13 protein-coding genes and 1 tRNA gene are annotated in these 18,980 nt (G+C 33.8%); 6 read left to right on the plus strand and 8 right to left on the minus strand.

The genetic code is table 11. The features are described 5' to 3' along the window. The first annotated feature begins 57 nt into the window (after positions 1–57). Positions 58–1,827 carry a DNA mismatch repair protein MutS gene (locus tag J8L88_RS08750; protein WP_211060535.1) on the plus strand — a complete coding sequence of 590 codons (1,770 nt, stop codon included), beginning with the start codon at positions 58–60 and terminating at the stop codon, positions 1,825–1,827. On the opposite strand, the gene J8L88_RS08755 is transcribed toward J8L88_RS08750, so the two are convergent. Further along, entirely contained in the window at positions 1,804–2,664 is an 861-nt protein-coding gene (locus J8L88_RS08755; RefSeq protein WP_211060536.1) for an AraC family transcriptional regulator, read from the minus strand. The genes J8L88_RS08750 and J8L88_RS08755 overlap by 24 nt on opposite strands. 138 nt (positions 2,665–2,802) lie before the next feature. Here J8L88_RS08755 and J8L88_RS08760 point away from each other — a divergent pair, with 138 nt between their 5' ends. From J8L88_RS08760 to J8L88_RS08775, 4 genes are all read left to right on the plus strand, one after another. Further along, on the plus strand, positions 2,803–3,723 hold the full coding sequence (locus tag J8L88_RS08760; protein ID WP_027392990.1) for a dihydrodipicolinate synthase family protein: 921 nt from the start codon (positions 2,803–2,805) through the stop codon (positions 3,721–3,723). 83 nt (positions 3,724–3,806) lie between these two features. After that, positions 3,807–5,390 (plus strand): aldehyde dehydrogenase (NADP(+)), encoded by a 1,584-nt coding sequence (locus tag J8L88_RS08765; protein ID WP_211060537.1) that lies wholly within the window; start codon positions 3,807–3,809, stop codon positions 5,388–5,390. Between the two features lie 2 nt (positions 5,391–5,392). Beyond that, positions 5,393–6,403 (plus strand): 4-hydroxyproline epimerase, encoded by a 1,011-nt coding sequence (locus J8L88_RS08770; RefSeq protein ID WP_211060538.1) that lies wholly within the window; start codon positions 5,393–5,395, stop codon positions 6,401–6,403. Positions 6,404–6,418: 15 nt separating this feature from the next. Beyond that, a complete protein-coding gene (locus tag J8L88_RS08775; protein WP_211060539.1) occupies positions 6,419–7,663 on the plus strand; it encodes an FAD-binding oxidoreductase in 1,245 nt (414 codons plus the stop codon). 50 nt (positions 7,664–7,713) lie between these two features. Here J8L88_RS08775 and J8L88_RS08780 read toward each other — a convergent pair whose 3' ends face one another. The 4 genes from J8L88_RS08780 to J8L88_RS08795 form a co-directional block, all read right to left on the minus strand. Further along, the gene (locus J8L88_RS08780) at positions 7,714–8,814 is read right to left on the minus strand and encodes a DUF4407 domain-containing protein (protein ID WP_211060540.1); all 1,101 of its coding nucleotides are present in this window, start codon (positions 8,812–8,814) and stop codon (positions 7,714–7,716) included. Between the two features lie 127 nt (positions 8,815–8,941). Next, positions 8,942–11,098 carry a M56 family metallopeptidase gene (locus J8L88_RS08785; protein WP_211060541.1) on the minus strand — a complete coding sequence of 719 codons (2,157 nt, stop codon included), beginning with the start codon at positions 11,096–11,098 and terminating at the stop codon, positions 8,942–8,944. Beyond that, positions 11,095–11,466 carry a BlaI/MecI/CopY family transcriptional regulator gene (locus J8L88_RS08790; RefSeq protein ID WP_211060542.1) on the minus strand — a complete coding sequence of 124 codons (372 nt, stop codon included), beginning with the start codon at positions 11,464–11,466 and terminating at the stop codon, positions 11,095–11,097. The genes J8L88_RS08785 and J8L88_RS08790 overlap by 4 nt, the downstream gene beginning before the upstream one ends. A 134-nt stretch (positions 11,467–11,600) precedes the next feature. After that, entirely contained in the window at positions 11,601–12,989 is a 1,389-nt protein-coding gene (locus tag J8L88_RS08795) for a dipeptidase (RefSeq protein WP_211060543.1), read from the minus strand. A gap of 122 nt (positions 12,990–13,111) precedes the next feature. On the opposite strand from J8L88_RS08795, the gene J8L88_RS08800 reads away from it, so the two are divergent. Next, positions 13,112–13,193: transfer RNA gene (locus tag J8L88_RS08800), tRNA-Leu, on the plus strand. Positions 13,194–13,268: 75 nt separating this feature from the next. Here J8L88_RS08800 and J8L88_RS08805 read toward each other — a convergent pair. The 3 genes from J8L88_RS08805 to J8L88_RS08815 form a co-directional block, all read right to left on the minus strand. Further along, positions 13,269–15,221, minus strand: a complete 1,953-nt coding sequence (locus tag J8L88_RS08805) for an OmpA family protein (RefSeq protein WP_027392950.1) — start codon at positions 15,219–15,221, stop codon at positions 13,269–13,271. Positions 15,222–15,234: 13 nt separating this feature from the next. Then, positions 15,235–16,152, minus strand: a complete 918-nt coding sequence (locus J8L88_RS08810) for a type IX secretion system membrane protein PorP/SprF (protein ID WP_027392949.1) — start codon at positions 16,150–16,152, stop codon at positions 15,235–15,237. Between the two features lie 65 nt (positions 16,153–16,217). Continuing rightward, positions 16,218–18,980: gliding motility-associated C-terminal domain-containing protein (locus J8L88_RS08815; protein ID WP_211060544.1), on the minus strand; the 2,763-nt coding region annotated here is incomplete at its 5' end.

Consider the following 18,980-nt stretch of genomic DNA (forward strand, 5'->3'; position numbering starts at 1 on the left):
AGAGTATGATAAAAAACACTCATTTTTTTATCAATATCTCTATTTCTATAACATACAATGAATAATCCTCAACAATTCTATAACACACAAATAAACACTTATAGCCTATCTCTAAAAAAGGTAAAAAAACAACTAACTCTTTCTAGTACAATTAGACTTTTTGTCTTCTTAGGTATCATAGCCGGTATCTATTTTGGGTACCCAAATACGCAGATTATTGTTGGAAGTATCGTAATAGGAATTGCTCTTTTTATTGTAATGGTTAATCGCCATACCAATTTATCTTACACAAAAAATAAACTACAGAAGTTAATCGATCTTAACACATTAGAAATTGATGTTTTTGGTGGAGATTACAGTAAATTATCTAAAGGAAAAGAATTCATAGACCCTTCTCATAAATATAGCCATGATATTGATTTATTTGGAGATAGATCTTTCTTTCAATATACAAATAGAACAGCCACTGCAGCAGGAAAGAACAAATTAGCACATTTATTAAGAAGTAATAACATAAATAACATCAATGACAAACAAGAAGCTATAAAAAACTTGGGGAATCTAGCAACTTGGCGACAGGAATTTAGTGCTATTGCCTCACTTGTTGATGTTTCTGCTTCAGTATCTACAATTCGACAGTGGTTACAAAACTATGTCCCATTTGTTCCTAAAATAATGAAGGTTCTTCCTACTATTATTTCATCTATTTCTGTAGTGTTACTGGTATTATTATTCTTGGAAATTATTACTTTCCAAATGTTCTTAATTTGGTTTTTTATTGGTTTAGGAATAACAGGATCTCAACTAAAAAAAATCAATAGCTTATACAATGAAGCAAATAAAGTAAAAGATACTTTCGAACAATATTATAAACTAGTAGATAAAATTGAAAGTAGCAGTTTTGATTCAACCTTGCTTCAGGAAAGACAGCAGAACGTAATTAACGAAAAAGAAAAGGCATCACTCATACTAAAACAATTTGCAAGTATTCTTAATGCTTTAGACCAAAGAAACAATATGATGTTTGGTGTTTTTGCTAATGGTCTTCTTCTCTGGGATATTATGCAATGCTATCGTATAGAAAAATGGATTGCCACGCATCATCACAAAGTAGATCAATGGTTTGAGGTTATTGCCTTTTTTGACGCTTATAACTCATTAGGGAATTTTGCTTTTAACAATCCTGGTTATACATATCCAGAATTAATTAAAGAAGGTACCATCATTAACGCTAAAGAACTTGGACACCCAATGCTAAAAACAGCAAAACGGGTTGATAATGATATTATAATCAACAAAGAGGAATTTTTTATCATAACCGGAGCTAATATGGCAGGTAAGAGTACATTTCTTAGAACTGTAGCGTTACAAATTGTAATGTCTAATATTGGATTACCTGTTTGTGCTCAATCCTGTGTATATCGACCTATTAAGTTAATCACTAGTATGAGAACCTCGGATTCTCTAAGTGATGATGCTTCTTATTTCTTTTCTGAGCTAACACAACTTAAAAAAATTGTGGATGCACTACAAGACGATGAGTACTTTATTATTTTAGATGAAATTCTGAAAGGAACAAATAGTAAAGATAAAGCAGCTGGATCTCGAAAATTTGTAGAAAAACTAGTCAATGCTCAAGCTACCGGAATAATAGCAACACACGATTTAAGTCTATGCGAAATCGCGACAGAATTAGATAAGGTGAAAAACAGATTTTTTGATGCGCAAATCATAAATGATGAGTTATATTTTGATTATAAATTCAAAGATGGTGTTTGTCAAAATATGAATGCTTCTTTTTTACTAAACAAAATGGGAATCGTGTAATCTCTTTTTGTATTTAGACGGAGTAACTCCTTTTATTTCTTTAAACTTTCTATTAAAATTAGATAGATTCTTAAAACCACTATTATACGATGCTTCCGATATCGTTATTTCAGTTCCTTTGGATAAAAGTCTACAGACATTTTCAATTCGAACCTCTATCAAAAATTGAAAAAATGTTTTATTTGTGCGTTGTTTAAAATATCGGCAAAAAGCATTTGGTGTCATATTAGCAAGGCTTGCCACTTCTTTTAATGAAAAATCTCTGTTAAACTCATTCATTACAACTTGAAAAACAGTAGCCATTCTTTTTCCTTCATTATCTGTATATGCTCTTTTAGAAATAAATGAAGATATTGTTTCTACTTTAACCGTTTTTAAAAGTTTTAATATTTTCAGAAAAACCATAAAACGATCTAGTCTATCTTCTTTTCCTAAAATTTTGAGAAACTGTTTTTTTAGCTTTTGTTTTTGTGAAAGCACTTTAATCCCATATACAGAGCTTTTAAAAAAGTGATTTAAACCCTCAAACTCTGGTAAGTCAAAAAACCCTTTACCAAAGGATTCTTTCGTAAAAAAAAGAGAAATCATATAAGATTTCTGATCAGATTGCGCGCTTTGTAATACATGCGGAACATTACTCCCAAAAACCAAAATATCATTTGGTTTGTAATCCGTAATTGTATCACCAACTATTAAATTACCTTCTCCAGAAATAATAATAGAAATTTGTATTTCTTCGTGCTGATGAAATTTATCATATAAGACAATTTCCTTATCTTCTTGAACAATTAAAGTATCCGTGGAAGATTTGGGTATTTTAAAGGGTAAGGCTTTCATTTATAGCAGTATCTACATCAATATTAATCATAATTAAGCAAATTATTACAATATGCGATAATATAGTATCATAATGAGATAATTTCGAAATATACACTTGATGAAATTGACAATATATTTGAACCAAAATTATAAGCAATGACTATAGATTGGAAAGGCGTTATGCCAGCAGTTACTACAAAGTTTACAGACGAAGACACTTTGGATTTATCAATGTTTACTACTAATATCGAAGCACAATTAAATGCTGGTGTTCATGGAATTATTTTGGGCGGAACATTGGGAGAAGCAAGTACATTAAACAATATGGAAAAAAGTACTCTCGTAAAAACTACCGTAGAAATTGTTAAAGACAAAGTCCCTGTTATTATCAATATTGCAGAACAAAGCACAAAAGGTGCTATTGAAGCTGCTCAAAAAGCAGAAGAAGATGGCGCTAATGGTCTTATGATGCTCCCTCCGATGCGATATAAAGCTGGAGATAGAGAAACAGTTGTTTATTTTAAAGAAGTAGCTAAAAACACTGATTTACCCATTATGATCTATAATAATCCTGTAGATTATAAAATTGAAGTTACGTTAGATATGTTCGAAGAACTTATCAAATTTGACAACATACAAGCAGTAAAAGAATCCACCAGAGATATTTCTAATGTTACACGTATAAAAAATAGATTTGGAGATCGATTAAAAATCCTAAGTGGTGTAGATACTCTGGCTCTAGAAAGCTTACTAATGGGCGCAGATGGATGGGTTGCTGGATTAGTTTGTGCATTTCCAAAGGAAACAGTAGCGATCTACGAACTACAAAAAGCAGGACGAATTAAAGAAGCAGTAGAAATTTATCGTTGGTTTTTACCATTGCTAGAGTTAGATATAAATCCTAAATTAGTACAAAACATTAAGCTAGCAGAGGTTGCTACCGGAATTGGAACAGAAAACGTAAGAGCTCCAAGACTTCCATTAATTGGAGAAGAACGTCAAAATGTTTTACAGGTCATTGAAAATGGATTAAAAACAAGACCAGTACTACCAAATTACAAATCTTTGGTTTCTTAACAGAACACAAACAATTCTAGGAGAATAAAATCCTCCTATTATAGATTAAATTATTATAACACTAACTCACTAATTTGTCATTAATGATAAGCGGTAAAAACTACATTGGTAATCAACTTTCAGCAGAAAGTACCAAAACATATAAAACTTTTAATTCTAAACTAAATCTAGAAAATGAAACTATTTTTCATGAAGCTTCTTCAGAGGAAATAGAAAAATCAATATCTCTAGCTGCAGATGCGTTTGAATCATTTAAAAAAGTGTCTGGTCTAAAAAAATCGGAGTTTCTTAATACTATCGCAGACGAAATCTTGAAACTAGACCAAACACTTATTAACACATATATGTCCGAAACTGGACTGCCAGAAGGAAGAGCAAAAGGAGAACGCGGCAGAACAATCGGTCAGTTAAGAATGTTTGCGGAGTTAGTTGCTAATGGTTCTTGGGTAGAAGCTACAATTGATACAGCAAATCTAGAACGCAAACCGATCCCCAAACAAGATATTCGTAAAATGCTAGTTCCTCTGGGGCCAGTAGTTGTTTTTGGAGCTAGTAATTTTCCTTTAGCTTATTCTACAGCTGGTGGAGATACTGCTGCTGCATTAGCAGCTGGATGTCCGGTCATTGTAAAATCGCACCCTATGCATGCGGGAACTGGAGAACTAGTAGCTTCGGCTATTATAAACGCCGCTAAAAAAACAGGTATGCCTAATGGAGTATTCTCTAATCTTAATAGCTCTGGAATCGAGGTTGGTACTAAACTGGTTAAGCATCCAAAAGTAAAAGCTGTAGGATTTACTGGAAGTATAAAAGGAGGAAGAGCTCTTTTTGACTTAGCATCACAACGGTCAGAACCAATACCTGTATTTGCAGAAATGGGAAGTGTAAACCCTGTTATTCTTTTACCAAAAGCAACAACTTCTAAAGGAGCAGACCTTGCGAAAACCTATGCACAATCAATTACACTAGGAACTGGACAGTTTTGTACAAACCCAGGTTTACTCCTAGGAATAAAAGGTGAATCACTTGATAATTTTATAAATACTTTATCTGATGAAATTATAAAAATTGAACCATCTTGTATGCTACATCCAAATATCATTGGTAACTATGAAAAAAACAAAACTAATGCGATACAACAAAAAGGCCTAATTATAACTGCTAATTACGAAAGTGACGTAGCCGTTAATCACGCAAAACAAACTATAACTACCGTAGAAGGAAAAACATTTTTAGAAAACACTACATTACATCAAGAAGTATTTGGTCCATTTTCTATGGTTGTACAATGTGAGGATATAAAAGAATTAGAAACTGTAATTACTAATCTAGAAGGGCAACTTACAGGAACTATCCTTGGTGAGGATGATGAAATTGAAATGTATTCTCCCATAATAAACGCATTACAAAATCGTGTGGGAAGAATAATTTTTAATGGCGTGCCTACAGGTGTAGAAGTGTGTCCTTCTATGCTCCATGGTGGTCCATATCCAGCTTCCACGGATAGTAGATTTACAGCAGTTGGTATTCATTCTATTAAACGTTGGGTACGACCATTTAGTTATCAAAGCTGGCCAAATAACTTACTGCCAAATGAACTTAAAAACGAGAACCCTTTACATATTTCTCGATTAGTAGATGGAAAACAAACTCATGATCAGATTTAATCATGTCTAAAACTGTTTATAAATGTATAGATGCTCATACCTGCGGAAATCCAGTTAGGGTAGTTACTACAGGACATCCAAATCTTAAAGGAAATTCAATGAGCGAAAAACGCCAACATTTCCTAAAAGAATATGATTGGATAAGAACAGGGTTAATGTTTGAACCCCGTGGGCACGATATGATGAGCGGTAGTTTTTTATTTAAACCCAGCGATTCTTCAAATGATTTTGCAATATTATTTATTGAAACATCTGGTTGTTTACCTATGTGCGGTCATGGAACCATTGGTACTATTACCATTGCTATCGAAGAAGGATTAATACAACCCAGAACCCCAGGAAAAATACGAATGGAAGCCCCTGCAGGTTTAGTTGAGATTACCTATAAGCAGTCTGGAAAAAAAGTAGAATGGGTTCGCCTGAAAAATGTAAAATCCTATCTTGCTAATCAGGATTTAACTATAGATTGTCCAGAACTTGGAGAAATTATTTTTGATGTGGCTTACGGAGGTAATTACTATGCAATTGTAGACCCTCAGAAAAACTTTAGTGGAATACATAATTTTACAGCTTCTAAGTTGATTCAATATTCACAGGTTTTGCGTGGTCGAATTAATAAAAAATACCCAAACTATTTTGTTCATCCAGAGAACGAAACCATTAGAAATGTAAGTCATATTCTTTGGACGGGAGATCCTTTAGACCCTACCTCTTCAGGAAGAAATGCTGTTTTTTATGGTGACAAGGCCATAGATCGTTCTCCTTGTGGCACAGGAACCTCGGCAAGAATGGCTCAATTATATGCAAAAGGAAAACTGAAAAAGGGAGATGATTTTATACACGAAAGTTATATCGGTTCTAAATTTATTGGAAGAATAGAAGAAGAAACCGAGCTTGCTAATCAAAAAGCTATTATTCCTAGTATACAAGGATGGGCAAAAATTTATGGATACAACACCATCATTATCGATGATGAAGATGACCCATATGCTCACGGTTTTCAGGTAATTTAAATTTATGATTCAAAAATGAAGGAAGTAATTGTTATAGGAGGAGGAATAATCGGTCTTTGTTCTGCATATTATCTGCATAAGGAAGGTCATAAAGTAACAGTGATAGATCAGTCATCTATGGATTTTGGAGCTTCTTATGTAAATGCTGGATATCTAACTCCTAGCCATATCATACCTTTGGCAGCTCCTGGAGTAATGAAGAAAGGAATTAAGTGGATGTTTAATCCAGCCAGCCCTTTATACATAAAACCTCGACTTAATAAAGAATTTTTAAAATGGTCTTGGGCTTTTAATAAATCTTGTTCTTCAAAAAATGTAGCTCGTAGCATTTCTGCCATTAAAGATATAAATCTACTAAGCAGAGATCTTTATTCTGAAATAAGAGAACAAGAACAGTTTAAATTCCATTTAGAACGAAAAGGGTTATTAATGCTTTGTCAGACAGATTCTATGCTAGAAGAAGAGATCCGTGTAGGAGAACTTGCGCAAAAAGAAGGATTACCCGTTAAAAACCTCTCATTTTCCGAATTAAAGCAAATTGAACCTAATGTACAATTCAAGGCTAAAGGTGCTATTTTGTATGAATGTGATGGACATACAACACCTCATCTATTTATGGAAGAAATAAAAGAATACCTTTTAAAACAAGGTGTGATCTTTTCGAAAAATGAAAAAATTTCTGACCTAACAATAGAAAATGGAAAAATCACTGCCATTAAAAGCACAACTACGGCATATTCTGCTGATGAATTTGTATTAGCAGCCGGTTCTTGGTCGAAAATATTAAGTAAAAAACTTGGAATTAAATTATTGTTAGAAGCTGGTAAAGGATATCGGATCAATTCTAATAGAAATTTAGGTATTACTATGCCGACAATCTTAGCAGAGGCTAAAGTTGCTATTACTCCAATGAAAGGATTTACTCGATTCGCAGGAACTATGGAAATTGCTGGAATTAATCATAATATTAACAAAGTAAGGGTTGAGGCTATTGCCAAAGCTGCTCATACATACTATCCTGATATTGTTCTTACTGATAACGAAAAGAATGACGCTGCCAGTGGTTTACGACCTGTATCTCCAGATGGCATGGCTTATATTGGCAAATCCAACAAATGTAAAAATCTAACCATTGCCACCGGACATGCAATGATGGGTTGGAGTATGGGCCCAGCAACAGGAAAACTAGTTTCTGAAATTATTTCGGATAAAAAACCATCGTTAAATCTAAACGTATTTCATCCAGATCGACGGTTTTAAAAATCAAGTATTCGACCTGAAAGGTATAACCTACCCCTCAGGTCTTTGATTTATAATATATCAGTTTGCTTTTTATAAAATGCATCTTGTTGTTTTTGCATCAATTCTCTAGCAATTTTCTTTTTATATTGATACAATTCATCTTCTTCGGCAATATCGCTGTAGACTCTATCATTAACTGTATGATCCGTTGCTAATAAAATTTTACGCTGATCTGCTTTTTGCGCTGTCCAGGTTTTTACTTCGCCTTCTACATCTTCAATTTTAAAATCATATTCGCCTCTAGGAGAAAGTAACTTTGCAAAAATTGGAGAAGTTTCTATAGCTAAAAACAATAAAAATATAAAAAATGAAGGTAGCCAAGGCAATTCATTAAGTGCATTTACTCGAGCCATTAATCCATCAAAATTATCAATTATTGGCTGTGATGCTTCTATCTGTTTATCGTACTCAGCAGCAAGTTCTGTTTTTTGTATTTCCAAACCAGCAACTTTTTCTGCATTTGTCTCTTTTAACTCCACAAGCTCAGCAAGCATTGCATCATGTTTTTCTCTTTTTTCTTTATACACTGGACCTTTACCTACTAATTCGGTTCCTTTTCTACCTTCAGCTTCTGCTATATAGGTTTCGTACAGTTCATTTACTTCTTCTTCTTTGGTACTAACTTCTTGTTTTACCGCTACTATTTCAGCATCAATGCCTTCCAATATTGGAGTATATTGCGTAGCTATTTGTTCCTGATTGGCAAGTGTTAGATCGTTTTTTTGTTCTAAAAGAACCTGATCAATTTCTTTTTCAAAAATCTTTAATTCTAAAGGCTTAGAAATTACGACTGCAATAATTACGGCTAAAACAATTCTGGGAGAAGCCTGCAAAAGTTCATCCAAAAAATTCTCTTTTTTCTTAATAGTCGATACTATAAATCGATCAAGGTTAAAAATTAATAGTCCCCATACCAATCCAAAGAAAACGGCAGTAAAATAATTATCAAACACTGTATACAAAGCATAACTAGCTGCTAAAAAAGCCATTAGCGCAGTAAAAAATACAGTTGCACCGATACCGGCATACTTGTTTTGTTCTCCATTAGAGCTTTCAGCCAAAATATCAGCATCTGCTCCCGAGCACATAATAAAAAATCGTTTTAACATAATCTAAGGGTGTATTTGATTGACAATAGACTTATAACGTTGATTTCTAGATAAATGTTGCGCAAAAAACCTCACCGAAGTGAGGTTTTAAATAATTTGTATTATTTATAATATCTAAAGCTCTTGATCAATCTTTCAGTTTTACTGTTGATTTACCATTTGTTGTAGATGCATCTATAGAAATATTGTTATTAGAACCCTCTACTAGTTTAAGAGCTTCTTTAGGAGAAATTTGTTTCCCATTATAGTAGAAATCAGCATCATTTCTCGCCATTCTTTCTATTAGTTTATCAGGCGTATTGCTCTCTGCCATCCGCGCTGCTCTCTGCTCTGCTCGCATAGCGTTCATTTCTGCCCTACGCATTTTTTTTTCTGCTTCCATTTCTGCTTTGCGAGCATTCATTTCTGCTTTACGAATTACTTTTCGCGCTTCCAGTTCTGCTTTATATGCACCTACCTCTGCTTCTATTCTCGCTTTTTGGGCTTCCATTTCTGCTTCACGTGCTCTTTTACTGGCTTTCATTTCTTCTTTTCGCATTGCCTTCTCAGCTTTTCGAGCTTGTACTTCAGCCTTTCGCATTGATTTTTCTGATCGCTCTCTTGATTCTTGTGCAGCTTCTCTAGCCATAGCTCTTGCTTTCTCAGCAGCTTCTCTACTCATCATAGCATTCTCGCGAGCATTTTCTCCTGCTTGTCTAGCTTCTTCTTGACTAAGCATTGCTATTTCTTGTCCCATTCTAGACTCCTCTGCTCTTACCATTGCTTCTTCTCTTCTAATTTCCGCTTTTTCTCTTGCAAGTTCCGCTCGCTCTCTAGCCAATTCTCTTTGTACTTGTGCCTTTAAAACCGATTTTTCCTCTTCTGTCCAATCTTCTTCTTCTGATAACAAAATTTCTGCGTAACCATCTTCCGTCTTTATCTTTTCCGATTTTTTGGATTTGTTATTGTCATATTCTTTCTCCTTAGGAGCAGGAGGTGGTGGTGGAGGTATATCACTCTTCTCCCCTTTCTTTACTTCTGGAGCTGGCGGAGGTGGTGGTGGCGGAATATTGCTTTTTTCTCCCTTCATTACTTTTGGTGATTCTGGAACTGGAGGTGGCGGTGGAATATCTGGAAACTGTTCCACTCCTTTTCGCTGCTCAGCAGTCATTTTCCTATAAATATCTATCATACGATAAATCTCACTCTGCTTGATGTTAATCGGTTTGTTACCTTTGATTTTGGCATTTATATTTTTTGCCCACACATCATATTCTTTTACCATTTCCTTAGTAACTCCGTCCTGAACACTATTTTGTTCTTTACTTGCAACACTAATTTCTTCTTTATCCTTTAAAACAATAATTGAAGATTCTTCAAGCGTATTTAATTCTTCAACATCAGGATACGTAATTTCATCAATTGGTTGCTCTACTTCTTTAGCTACTATTTGGTTGTTAAAAAATAGTATGCATAAAAATAGAATAGGTACTAAACTAGTAAGTTTAAGTATTGTTCTTTTTTTAGAAAATTCTTTAGTCATCATCTGTAATCGTTTTTTTGTTAATGAATAATTAATAGGACTCGATAATACAGCTTGATTAGAGCTAGCAGGGTAATTAACGAGTAAATCAAAGTATTTTTGTATTGAAAATTGTTGTTTCAATACATTTTGGTCCGCAAGGAACTCGTGGTTTAACTTTATAGATCTTTTTATAAAAATAAATAAAGGATTAAACCAAAATAAAACTTGTAGAATTTCTACAAACAGTATATCTAATGTATGTTTTTGTAATACATGTGTTTTTTCATGAAGTAAAACTTCTTCAGGGATTTTTTTATCCTGAAATTCTTTCTTGGGCACGAAAATATAGCTAAGAAAGGTATGCGGAACGATCGAATTACTTAGTAAAACATTAATATGCGATCGTTCTTCAAGTCTTTCATTAGTTCTAATTTTTTTAGAAAGACTTGTAATATTTCGGATAAACCGAAAGCCAAAAATCAAAACTCCAATCCCATACATACTCCACAAAACAATCTGAAGGTAATTAATCGGTTCATCTACTACAGCAATATTAGATTCTACTAATAAAGGAGTTGCTATTTCTGAAACTACCTCAGGTTCGGCAGTCACTTCGACCTGATAGGTTAGAGTAATTAAAGGTATTATGAATGCAAAAATTAAACTAAATAGCAAATAAAACCTCTTTACAAAATGAATATTTTCTTTTTCTAAAAACAACTTATAGAATCCCCATAGGAGTATTAAACAAAGGGATGACTTAATTATATATGTTATCATTTTTGTTTCTTTAAAAGTTCTTTATCTACAATCTTTTTAAGTTCTTCTAATTCTGAGGTTGACAAATTCGTCTCAGAAGTAAAAAAAGATGCAAACTGGGATGCAGAATCGTTAAAAAAATTCTTTATCAAACCGTTTACATGCTTTGAAAAATAATCTGTCTTTTTTACCAGTGGATAATACTCTCTGGATTTTCCGTATAAAGCATAATCTATAAATCCTTTGTCGGTCATTCTTTTTAATAAAGTAGCGACCGTAGTAGTTGCCGGTTTAGGTTCTGGGAAAGCATCTAGTAAGTCTTTCATGAAAGCTTTTTCTAGTTTCCAGAGGTATTTCATTAATTGTTCTTCGGCTTTAGATAATTGCATTGCTCTACATTGTTAGAATTAACTCTACAAATGTAGAATAAAAATTTATATTTCCAAATATTTTTTTATTTAGAACAAAAAAAACCACTCTAAATGAGTGGTTTAATTAAAAGATAAGCTTAAAAAATTCTTTGTTATTTATATAATTCTGTAAAATATTTATAAAACAACGGGATGGTTTCTATACCCTTTAGATAATTCCAAACACCAAAATGTTCATTGGGTGAATGAATCGCATCACTATCTAATCCAAACCCCATAAGAATTGTCTTACTCTTTAATTCTTTTTCGAATAAAGAAACGATTGGAATACTTCCTCCACTTCTTTGCGGAATAGGAGTTTTACCAAATGTATCTTGGTATGCTTTGCTCGCTGCTTGATATCCTATGCTATCTATTGGAGTTACATATCCTTGTCCTCCGTGATGCGGAGTAACTTTTACAGTTACTGCCTCTGGTGCAATACTTTCGAAATGATTCTTAAAGAGTTCTGTTATTTCTTTCCAATCTTGATTGGGCACTAAACGCATCGAGATCTTAGCGTATGCTTTACTTGCGATAACCGTCTTAGCTCCTTCTCCTGTATATCCTCCCCAAATTCCATTTACATCTAATGTTGGACGAATTGAATTACGTTCGTTAGTTGTATACCCTTCTTCTCCATAAACAGCATTAATATCTAATGATTTTTTATAAGCATCTAACGAGAATGGTGCTTTTGACATTTCTGCACGTTCTTCTATAGAAAGGTTTTCTACCTTATCATAAAAACCTGGGATTGTTATATGATTATCCTCATCGTGTAATGAAGCGATCATCTTGGTCAAAATATTAATTGGATTTGCTACCGCCCCTCCATACAATCCACTATGTAAATCTCTGTTGGGTCCAGTAACCTCTACCTCTACATAACTTAACCCTCTTAATCCTGTGGTAATCGAAGGAACATCTTTTGCAATCATCCCAGTGTCACTAATAAGAATTACATTGTTCGATAATTTTTCTTGATTTCTTTCTACAAACCAGCCAAGGCTATTACTTCCAACTTCTTCTTCTCCTTCGATCATAAACTTAACATTACAAGGAAGTTGATCTGTCTTAGTCATGAGTTCCATTGCCTTAACATGCATATACATTTGCCCTTTATCGTCACAAGAACCTCTTGCAAAGATTGCGCCTTCTGGATGTAATTCGGTTTTTTTAATTACTGGTTCAAAAGGTGGACTATCCCAAAGGTCAATTGGATCAGGTGGTTGTACATCATAGTGACCATATACTAAAACAGTAGGAAGATCAGGGTTTATTATCTTTTCGCCATAAACTATAGGATATCCAGGAGTTTCACATATCTCTACAAGATCACAACCTGCATTTTCTAGACTCTTCTTAATTTCATCAGCAGTCTTAATAACATCATTCTTATATGCAGAATCTGCACTAATAGATGGTATTTTTAGTAATTCAAGAAGCTCGTTGATGAAACGCTCTTTATGTTCCTGAACGTAAGATTTAATATTTTGCATTGGATTGAATTAATTTTGTCTAAAAGTACTAAAAAAATTTACTGAGACTTTTTATTTTAAAAGTATTGTTTATATTTGCACTCGCTTTTATAAATAGTCCTAAGTTTTATAAAGGTTTTAATGCGGGCGTGGTGGAATTGGTAGACACGCTAGACTTAGGATCTAGTGCCGCGAGGTGTGAGAGTTCGAGTCTCTCCGCCCGCACTGCAAAAGAGCCGAATCATATGATTCGGCTCTTTTTATTTTATTTGTTTTTCACCATTGTAATATTAGATCAAATCACATTTTAGTGATAATAAATTCTGACCTTCTATTAAGTTGATGATCTGCTTCTGAACAAGGATTTTCATTACCACAATTATTAATCAATTGTGTTTCTCCATAACCTATCGCACTTTCGATTCTACTAGATTCAATTCCTTGTGAAATAATATATTCTCTTGTTGATTTAGCTCTTCGATCTGATAAGGCAAGATTATAATCATCAGGAGACCTAGAATCTGTATGTGATTCAATTTTGATAACCATATTAGGGTACTGGGTCATTAACAAAACAATTTTATTAAGTTCTATGGCTGCATCATTTCTTATAAAAGATTTATCTAAATCAAAATAGATTATTCCTATCTTAATTTTGAGTAAACCATTTTCTTCTACAATTAGTTCACTTACAGTATCAAGACCCAACGGCACTTCTGTTTTACCAGTCTGTCTAGCTGTTTTAAATTCTTTATCATTTGGGCTATACCCTTGTTTTTGGGCAATGACCTTATATTTTTCATCACAATCAATTGGTGTAACGAAATTATAATCTCCATTTACGTCTGTGATAGTTTCTTGTATTTGTTCTCCACCGTTAGAAAACAATACTACCTTAACATTCGTAATTCGCTCACCGGTTTTATTGTTGGAAACATATCCATAGACGTTTTGAGCACATTTTTCTACAGGAATCCTTTCAAATGAATAAATATCATCATCTCCTTTTCCTTGTTTTCTATTAGAACAAACAAATCCAGTATTCTTATCTTCTCTTATTATGAATCCAAAATCATCTAATTTACTATTAAGTGGAGATCCCAAATTTACAGGAGTTTCAAAATAATTATTGACCACATAATTAGATTCAAAAACATCTAATCCTCCAAGTCCTAAATGTCCATCTGAAGCAAAATACAACCTCTCTTCCGTTATATAAGGGAACATTTCTCTACCATATGTATTAATCTGATTCCCTAGATTTCTAGGTTTAGAATATTCATCATTATCCAATATATCAACTACGAATACATCGGTAGCTCCAATCGAACCAGGCATATCTGACACGAAATATAATTGTTTTCCATCTGGGCTAACTGCTGGATGTCCTACTGAGTAATCTTCTCCATTAAACGGTAATTCTTTTATATCAGTCCATATTTGATTTCCTTTTCTATCTTCTTCTAAAACAGCACTGTAGAGCTTAAGATGATTAATCCCCTCTTCATCTCTTCCTAAATCTCCATTGAAGTTGTTACGAGTAAAATAAACCTTGTTATTATCTACAGAAAAAGAAACAGTTGCTTCATGATATTTTGTATTTATCGTTTCAGAGAAATTCTCTGATTTTATAACATCATTTTCTAATGTATTCATTTTACCTAAGTACAAATTAAGAAAAGGCTGCTCATTCCATCTATATTTTCTTTCGTGATAATATGACGAATCTATTGCAGAAGCATACACTAAACTATCTCTGTAATACATTGGCCCAAAATCTGAATACTCCGTATTTATCGAAAGGTTTCTAAGAACGAACTGTGGCTCTATATCTAGAATATCTTCTATAGTAACTTCTTCTTGTGCATATTTGGTAGCACGAGGATCATTGGTTTTCGTTTTTTTAGCAAATTTTTTCATCCACTTCTTTGCTAATTTATATTCGCCTAAACCTTCTAATGAATGCGCATATCTGAAAATATATTCTGGATTAACTTCATTAGGATACTCTGATATCAATTTATCATACCATTTAAAAGCATTCTCCATATCAGTATTAAAGTAATACGCATCTCCTGCTTTTTGTAATACTTCGATCGAATTATCTCCTTCATCAATAACTGCTTCATATTCCTTAGCGGCCTGTATATACCACATTTTAGAAAATAAATCATCTGCTCGTTTATATTTTTTCTGAGCCGAAATTGTAATTGAAAAAATCAATAAAATATGTATAGTAATAATTCTTTTCATTATTGAGTACTTTTTAGAAGAATCTAGGTGACTTTAATCTCTTTTCTGCTGATATCAATTCAAAACGTATCATAATTTCGTGACTACCTGTTGTAAACTGTTGTAACTCGGTAGTAGTGTAATCATAAGCATATCCTATTAACAATCCTGGGGAAACTTGAAATCCCGCGAGACCACTGAATGAATCATCCCAACGATAAGATGCTCCCAATCTAAATTTATCGTAAAACATAAAATTAGCTGATAAATCGACTATTAAAGGAGCTCCCACAACATGTTTTAACAGAAACGCAGGTTTAAATTTGGTATTTGCATTGATATCGAATACCAATCCTCCTATTAAGAAAAAATGTAATCGTTCTGAGGCTAGTGATTGTTCAATATCATCATAATGTTGATCTGTAAAGAAGTTTGGAATAGATATTCCTAAATAACTTTTTTCACCATGCAGATATAATCCGGCTCCAACAGTGGGCAAAAACCTATTGTCGATGTTTTGTTGAAACAATACATCTGGGTTTTGAGATTGACCTCTTGTCCAATCTAGACTAAAGAGCCTTCCTCCACCTTTAACTCCAAAAGATAATTTATGAGTTTGAGAAGCTTGAATTGTATAGGAAAAATTTAAATCAACATAAAACTCATCAGAAGGACCTATTTGGTCGTTTACAATCGACAATCCTAGACCTACCTTTTTTCCTATAGGAGAATCGACTGTTAAGGTTTGTGTTCTTGGCGCCCCATCAATTCCTACCCATTGAGAACGATGAATTCCTGTAACACTAAGATTTCCTCGAGATCCTGCGTAAGCGGAGTTTACACTCATCGTATTATACATATACTGTGTAAATTGCGGATCTTGCTGAGCATACATTCCAAAGGATATAAATACTATTAGAATCCCTATATTTTTTCTGATATCAATATTCATTGTCTTTATCAAATTTTTCGAAAGTAGATTTTCTATTTTACTGTTCTTTTTCATCGGTAGGTTTTTTATCTATTGATATATAACCATCCAGCTTTTGGCTCATTACCGTCTCCTAAATCTAGAATGTAGTAATAAGTTCCTACTGGAAGTTTATCCTCCGTATATAAAACGGCTCTACCGTTTGATGTTCCATCAAATGTGTTATCATATCCATCTTTTTGATATACGATATTTCCCCATCTGTTATATATGGTCAGTTTATTGTTGGGATATCTATCTATACAATCGATATAGAATTGATCATTTACACCATCATTATTTGGTGAAAACTCATTAAACACAGTTAAACAAATCGTTTCAATTGTAACTTGACTCTCATCATTATCCTCATTGCCGTCTATTTGATCCAATGACACAAGAGAAGCTATATTTACATAATCATCTACATCAAGAACCTCTACCGTAATTTCTAGTACTTCAGAACTATTACCAGCTACTATCGGAATTGACCATATACCAGATACTTCGCTATAAGTTCCTGAGGTAGCTGTAAAAGATTCAAAACTATATCCCGTAGGAAGCTGATCTAATATTTCTACAGTTGTAGCATCTAGAGAGCCTAAATTATTTGCTGTAATGGTGAATGTGATTATATCACCAATAGCAGGATTAGGATCACTTACAGTTTTGATCACTTGAATATCTGCAACCGGAGTTTCTATGAATGCACTATCTTCATCATCTTCACTCTGATCACCATCATCGTTATTAGGATCACTAGTAGGATCAAACTGATCACTTGCGATTATCTGTGCTATGTTCACATATTCTCCATCTTCTAGTGTTGGCATATTAACAGTAGCATCGTAGGTTATAGTTAATCCTGCCGTGGTTACAGTTAATCCAGTCCAGTCAATCGTATTCCCTGTTAATACTCCTCCATTACTAATATTTGTGATATTACTGTATCCAATAGGTAGAATATCTTGTAAAGCAACACCAGTAGCTGTATCAGGTCCTGCATTATCAATTTGCAATGTAAATGTTACAACTTCTCCTACATTAGCATTTACATTACTCACTGATTTATCAAGACTAAGATCTGCCTGTTCTACAAATACCTGAATATCATCTTGATCGTCTTCTGAAAGATCGTCATTACCAGGAGTACTATTAGGGTCTATTTGATCACTAGCAGTAATTTCTGCGACATTGATATATTCATCAGTTGTACCAGAAGGAGAATTTATTAAGACATCAATAAATAATGTCTGTGTACTTCCATTCGGAACTGTACCTACATCCCATACACCTGTTGTTTCATCATAGGTTCCGGAAGTAGCACTAAAAAGTATAAAGTCAAAACCAACTGGTAATTGATCAACCACTTCTACATTGGTCGCTGGATCAGGTCCATTATTCGTTACCGTAATCTGGAACGTAATCTCATCTCCAACATTTGGTGTAATATCATTATCTACAACCGTTTTTTCTAAAGACAAATCAGCTATTGCATCAACTGGTGAAATTAATTGATTATCCTCATCATCTTCACTCTGATCACCATCATCATTTCCTGGAGCAGAATCGGGATCTAAAATATCAGAAGCTGAAATTTCTGCCACATTTAAGTAATCTCCAGAACCGTTCACCAAAACATCAATCAATAAGGTTTCAGATGTACCACTTGCTATATTCCCAACGGTCCAAACACCTGTTGTTTCATTATAACTACCTGTTGAGGAACTAAATAACACAAAATCAAACCCTGAAGGCAACAGATCGGTAACTTCTACACCAGTCGCATCCTGAGGTCCATCATTGGCAACAGTTATCTGAAAAGTAATTTCAGTTCCTACTCTTGGTGAAGTATCACCATCCACTACAGTCTTCACAAGTGATAAATCAGCTATTGACTCAACAGGAGTTACAATCTCACTATCTTCATCATCTTCGCTTTGATCACCATCATCATTATTTGGACTTGAATCTATATCTAAAACATCAGAAGCAGTTACTTGAGCTATATTTAAGTAATCTCCTGTTGGATTTACTAAAACATCGATTAATAATGTTTCGGAAGTTCCACTTGCAATATTACCAACAGTCCAAACCCCAGTAGCCTCATTATATCCACCAACCGTAGAACTAAATAGAACAAAATCATATCCCGAAGGAAGGAAATCAGTTACTTCTACACCCGTGGCATCTTGTGGACCATCATTTGTAATTGTAATCTGGAAAGTTATTTCAGATCCAATTAATGGAGTAGTATCTCCATCCACAACAACTTTGGTTAATGATAAATCCGCTATAGCTTCTACTGGAGTAACAATAGCACTATCTTCATCATCTTCACTCTGATCTCCATCATCATTGTTAGGTTGAGAATCTATATCAAAAACATCGGATGCTATAACTTCAGTAATATTTAGATAATCTCCAGTAGGATTCACCAAAACATCGATTAATAATGTTTCTGATTCTCCTGAAGGAACATTACCTACTTGCCATACACCTGTTGTCTCATCATAGACTCCCGCAGTAGAACTATATAAGATAAAGTCATATCCTGAGGGTAATAAGTCAAGGACTTCAACACCAGTAGCGTCTTGCGGCCCATCATTAAACACTCTAATTTCAAATGTAATTTCTGATCCAATTAAAGGAGTTGTATCGCCATCTACCACAATTTTAGTAAGTGATAAATCGGCTTGTCTAGGAGGAATTGTTATACTATCCTCATCATCATCGGCAATACCATCTCCATTATCATCTACGGTATCATCCTGCGTCGGATCACTATCAGGATCAAACTGATCACTCGC

It is taken from the genome of Aquimarina sp. MMG015 (assembly GCF_018100855.1).
Lineage (GTDB): Bacteria > Bacteroidota > Bacteroidia > Flavobacteriales > Flavobacteriaceae > Aquimarina > Aquimarina latercula.

Excerpts from the sequence above, each read along its gene's own strand:
- J8L88_RS08770 (WP_211060538.1), top strand. The coding sequence starts at position 5,393 with ATGTCTAAAACTGTTTATAAATGTATAGATGCTCATACCTGCGGAAAT.
- J8L88_RS08775 (WP_211060539.1), top strand. The coding sequence starts at position 6,419 with ATGAAGGAAGTAATTGTTATAGGAGGAGGAATAATCGGTCTTTGTTCT.
- J8L88_RS08785 (WP_211060541.1), bottom strand. The coding sequence starts at position 11,098 with ATGATAACATATATAATTAAGTCATCCCTTTGTTTAATACTCCTATGG.
- J8L88_RS08760 (WP_027392990.1), top strand. The coding sequence starts at position 2,803 with ATGACTATAGATTGGAAAGGCGTTATGCCAGCAGTTACTACAAAGTTT.
- J8L88_RS08765 (WP_211060537.1), top strand. The coding sequence starts at position 3,807 with ATGATAAGCGGTAAAAACTACATTGGTAATCAACTTTCAGCAGAAAGT.
- J8L88_RS08790 (WP_211060542.1), bottom strand. The coding sequence starts at position 11,466 with ATGCAATTATCTAAAGCCGAAGAACAATTAATGAAATACCTCTGGAAA.
- J8L88_RS08755 (WP_211060536.1), bottom strand. The coding sequence starts at position 2,664 with ATGAAAGCCTTACCCTTTAAAATACCCAAATCTTCCACGGATACTTTA.
- J8L88_RS08810 (WP_027392949.1), bottom strand. The coding sequence starts at position 16,152 with ATGAATATTGATATCAGAAAAAATATAGGGATTCTAATAGTATTTATA.
- J8L88_RS08750 (WP_211060535.1), top strand. The coding sequence starts at position 58 with ATGAATAATCCTCAACAATTCTATAACACACAAATAAACACTTATAGC.
- J8L88_RS08780 (WP_211060540.1), bottom strand. The coding sequence starts at position 8,814 with ATGTTAAAACGATTTTTTATTATGTGCTCGGGAGCAGATGCTGATATT.
- J8L88_RS08805 (WP_027392950.1), bottom strand. The coding sequence starts at position 15,221 with ATGAAAAGAATTATTACTATACATATTTTATTGATTTTTTCAATTACA.
- J8L88_RS08795 (WP_211060543.1), bottom strand. The coding sequence starts at position 12,989 with ATGCAAAATATTAAATCTTACGTTCAGGAACATAAAGAGCGTTTCATC.